This window comes from Bacteroidales bacterium, assembly GCA_018334875.1.
Taxonomy (GTDB): Bacteria; Bacteroidota; Bacteroidia; order Bacteroidales; family UBA12077; genus JAGXLC01.
Window position 1 is genome coordinate 1 of sequence record JAGXLC010000322.1, and the last position, 4,542, is coordinate 4,542.

Consider the following 4,542-nt stretch of genomic DNA (forward strand, 5'->3'; position numbering starts at 1 on the left):
TTTTATCCAGGAGGGGTCCTCTATTTCACAGGGCTCGTTCAGGTTCATCACAATATCCGATTCAATCAGGTCCCCGGGAGTTTCACCAATCAATAAAACCCGCCATGGAGAGGTATGTGGCGTGCTTATGCTGACCTTTTCGGCATTCGAAGGGTCACCTCCTTTAGGAGACAATTGCGACTGAAGACGTATCCCTTTGACGGTCTGCTCATCCAGGCCTATATACATTCCGCTCCAGTTATCCAGGTTGGCTTCTGTTACCGCTGTATACAAATGTTCAGCATGCTTGACAGTCAAAGGTATCCCGATAGCGGAAGAGGATTTGATATGTGAAAGTGGATGTTTCCAGAACTCCGTTTCCTGATGCGAAGCGAAGCTACCGTAGTCGGCCATCCAGGCGGAATAATTATCAGGAAAATGAAAGGTGGAGTACTCTCTGGTCAAGGTAAGATTGCGCTTGCTTTTTAATTTCGGCAGGAAGTAACGAAAGGCAATGCCATCGTTATAGGCCCTGAAATACATTCCCAGTTCCCTTCCCGGAAAATTTTCCTCAACCATTTCAAGATACAACTGGTTGCAGTGGTTGCGCATTTCCTTTTGCTGGCCTATCAAAGGTTCCCAGCTGTTGTCGATGACCTTTTCTTCCTGGTTGACAACATCCATATACCGGCCAAGCGGAGGTGACATGTTAAATTCAAGTAAGAGAGGTGACTCCAGCAAAACCTTTTCCCCTTTATAGGTTACCAAATAACTTATGGTATCTGCGGTGTTAATGCTTACTTCCACCGAACCGTCAGGAGAGGCAAGTTCATAGGTTTGTGCGGATGCCTTCCATCCAAACAGGATAGAAAAAGTGACAATAAAAATCAAATGATTGAGAATAGGTGCTTTCATGGCATATTTTTTCATTGACTTATTTAACTCAGAGATATAAAGTAAAACAAAAAGTTAAAAATGCATCATGAAAATTCAATCAAATGTCATAACCATATCTCCTTGCTATCTCTTTATCTGTTATATTGAAAACACGTTTCTGGTTAACATTGGTACTTTCCATTGCTATGTGGGTAGTAAAACGTTTCTTACGCCACTCTTTCAATTTTACCAAATAACCTTTGAGGGTAATGTAACTTTTCTAATAATATTGCCATGAATGTATTGTTAGAATTTTTGAATGATTTTTTTTAATGATTATCCTGGAAATATGCTTCTTTTGATGTTTATCTATGCAGATTCATGTACATTCCTTTAAGAAGCACCAGTTGTTTTAGACTTGAATCAGTTCCAAACAAGAATAATGAAAACCAGCTATTATAAAAACAGCTTTGAAAATTAAATTTGGTAAAGTAGGATTAATCAATCATTTATATGAAAAAACAGATAAAGGAATACAGGTTTTCCCAGTTACTTTTTCTTACAGTAGTTACGGCTTTGGGGGGGCTGTTGTTCGGCTATGATATATCGGTTATCTCAGGTACGGTTCCCTACCTCCAGGATTATTATGATTTGACCGAGGCCAGTAAAGGTTTTGCTGTAAGCAGTGCGTATATTGGTTGCATTATAGGAGTTTTATTTGCCGGAAAGCTGAGTGATAACTATGGACGTAAAATCATTTTAGTTGTTGCGGGTCTGCTCTTCATTGTTTCTGCAATAGGTTCCGGCTGGAGTCAAACTTTAACCGGATTTATCATCTACAGAGTACTTGGAGGTGTCGCTGTAGGAACAGCATCCATTCTTGCGCCTATGTATATCTCAGAAATTTCTCCCCGTCAGATACGAGGCAAGATGGTATCCATTAATCAGCTTAATATTGTTATTGGTATAGCGGTGGCCTATCTTATTAATTATTTTTTGGTGGATTTACCTGACAATTGGCGATGGATGTTCACGGCGGAAGCCGTTCCGGCTTTTATCTTTTCTTTTTCGATGCTTTTTGTGCCTGAAAGTCCAAGATGGCTTGTAAAAAAAGGGAAACATTCTGCTGCTGAATCGGTATTGAGCCGTATTGGTACTGAATCTTATGTTCAACGCGAAATAGCTGAAATAAGGGAATCTTTAAACCACATCAGAACCAAGGCGGAAGATACTGTCAAGTCATTATTTAAACCTGGCTTGCGCAAGCTTTTGGTGATAGGGATTGTTCTTGCGGTCTTACAACAATGGTCTGGCATTAATGTGGTATTTTTTTATGCGCCTGATATTTTCAAAAGTATAGAGGTTCCTATGGATGCAGCCCTTTTTCAAACCACCATCATTGGTTTGGTGAATGTTGTATTCACTCTGGTCGCTATGCGTCTGGTTGATAAAGTAGGAAGAAAAGTGCTTTTAAAATATGGCGCACTTGGAATGGGCCTCTGTTATGTATTCATAGGAGCTTTCTTTTATCAGGGTATGAAAGATCCTGTCTTCCTGCTTATTTTTTTCTTATTAACGGCTGCCTTTTATTCCATGTCACTCGCTCCACTGGTATGGGTTGTCATTTCAGAGATCTTCCCCAACAGGATACGGGGTCTGGCCATGTCTGCTGCAACAGTGTTTTTGTGGATCGCATGTTATGTTTTAACATTAACGTTCCCTATTCTCATGGAGGCTATAACCGGATCATTTACTTTTTGGATATATGCGGTTATTTGCTTTGCCGGCGTTATTTTTGTCTGGAAAGTTGTTCCTGAAACGAAAGGAAAATCGCTGGAGCAACTGGAAAAAGAACTCATTCCATCAAAATAAGCGATCATTTGTTTTTTTAATCGATTAACTCAGGAACTGTGATGCATTTAAAAACTACTTTGATTTATGGTTTATGCACCTTACCATTAGGGAGTGCATGGAACTCCTCTTTGGCGAAAGAGCATGAAAAAGAAAAACCCAATTTTCTTTTCATCCTTGCAGATGATCTGGGCTGGAAGGATCTTGAATGCTATGGAAGTTCGTTCTATGATACTCCTAATCTGGATAAATTGGCATCCGAAGGTATGCGATTTACGAATGCTTATGCTGCCGGGCCGGTGTCTAGTCCTACGCGTGCGAGTATCATGACAGGAAAGTATCCGGCGCGCATGAACACTACCGATTATTTTGGAGGACCTCAACCAGAGGGGGTTGATAATCATTGGACAAAGAATCGGCCCTTATTACCTGCTTCGTATAAAGCAAAACTGCCTTTATCAGAAACCACTATAGCAGAAGCTCTCAAAAAAGAAGGATACAATACTCCGTTTATAGGGAAATGGCACCTTGGTGGCAAAGGGTATTATCCCGAGGATCAGGGTTTTGATGTCAATATTGGCGGATATTGGAGTGGTTCTCCGGGATACTATAACGATTATAAACCGGAAAAAGATTTATGGATAGGAGAATGTGGATATTTTTCCCCTCACAAAATTCCCACACTTGAGGATGGACCGGAAGGAGAATATCTACCCAACCGGCTAACCGACGAAGCATTGGAACTTATGGAAAAAAACAAGGATAATTCATTCTTCATGTTCATGTCTTATTATTTGGTCCATATTCCGCTTGCGACCACAGACCATTTACTAAAGAACTATCAGCAAAAAGCCGATAGCATTGGATTAGATAAAAAGAAAGAGTTTATTGAAACTAAACCGTGGATGGAAGAATTGCATGCACGCAACTGGAGACTCAGGATACAGCAGGGGCAACCACAATATGCCGGTATGGTGCATACTTTAGATAAAAATGTAGGAAGATTGCTGGACAAATTGGAAGAGCTTGGTATAGATGATAATACAATTATAATATTCATGTCTGACAATGGAGGAGTATCCACTACAGAAGGCTCATCTACTTCTAATTTGCCCTTGAGAGCAGGGAAAGGATGGTTATACGAAGGAGGTATCAGAGTACCCATGATTATAAAATGGCCGGGGGTTACTGAAGCGGCGAGTGTAAGCAATACTCCGGTAACAAGTACTGATTTTTACCCTACCATTTTAGAGATGGCAAATATTCCCCGAAAGAAACAGCAGCATAAAGACGGGGTGAGCTTAGTTCCGCTTTTAAAGCAGTCCGGTAAACCGCAACGAGATGCGTTATATTGGCATTATCCGCATTACGGGAATCAGGGAGGAAGACCCGCCGCTGCTATCCGCCAGGGTAAGTACAAGCTTATCGAATGCTATGAACACAACAAGGTGGGACTGTATAACCTTAATCAAGATATTGGTGAACATAATAATCTATTAAAGAGAAAACCTAAAAAAGCAAAGGAATTACAACAAAAACTCCATCGATGGCAGCGAGACGTGGATGCAACATTACCAAGACCTAACCCAAATGTACAATTAAAATGAAAATTCCATCCTTACATTTATTATTGATAGACCTATACACCTGTTTTGTAATACACTGATTTTTTTAATGCTTAATGCGTTTTAATTTTTAAACCTATTGTAATACACCGCTTCGCCATCAGGCTTAAATTATAGAGGCCTTTGCTTACCGTCCTCAACATTTTTAATAAATCTGTCGATCACATCCCTTTAATTTTCCGGCTTAAAATAGCGAATGGGTTGCTTTATT

At 40.2% G+C, this 4,542-nt stretch carries 3 protein-coding genes; 2 read left to right on the forward strand and 1 reads right to left on the reverse strand.

Annotated features, from left to right (window positions below):
- On the reverse strand, window positions 1-894 hold an 894-nt coding region (locus KGY70_17360), incomplete at its 3' end, for a glycoside hydrolase family 97 N-terminal domain-containing protein (protein ID MBS3776970.1).
- A gap of 474 nt (window positions 895-1,368) precedes the next feature.
- Between KGY70_17360 and KGY70_17365 the strand changes: the two genes are divergently transcribed.
- Both KGY70_17365 and KGY70_17370 read left to right on the forward strand, forming a co-directional pair.
- The gene (locus tag KGY70_17365; protein MBS3776971.1) at window positions 1,369-2,727 is read left to right on the forward strand and encodes a sugar porter family MFS transporter; all 1,359 of its coding nucleotides are present in this window, start codon (window positions 1,369-1,371) and stop codon (window positions 2,725-2,727) included.
- Between the two features lie 41 nt (window positions 2,728-2,768).
- Window positions 2,769-4,313 carry a sulfatase gene (locus KGY70_17370; GenBank protein MBS3776972.1) on the forward strand — a complete coding sequence of 515 codons (1,545 nt, stop codon included), beginning with the start codon at window positions 2,769-2,771 and terminating at the stop codon, window positions 4,311-4,313.
- The last annotated feature ends 229 nt before the right edge of the window (window positions 4,314-4,542 follow it).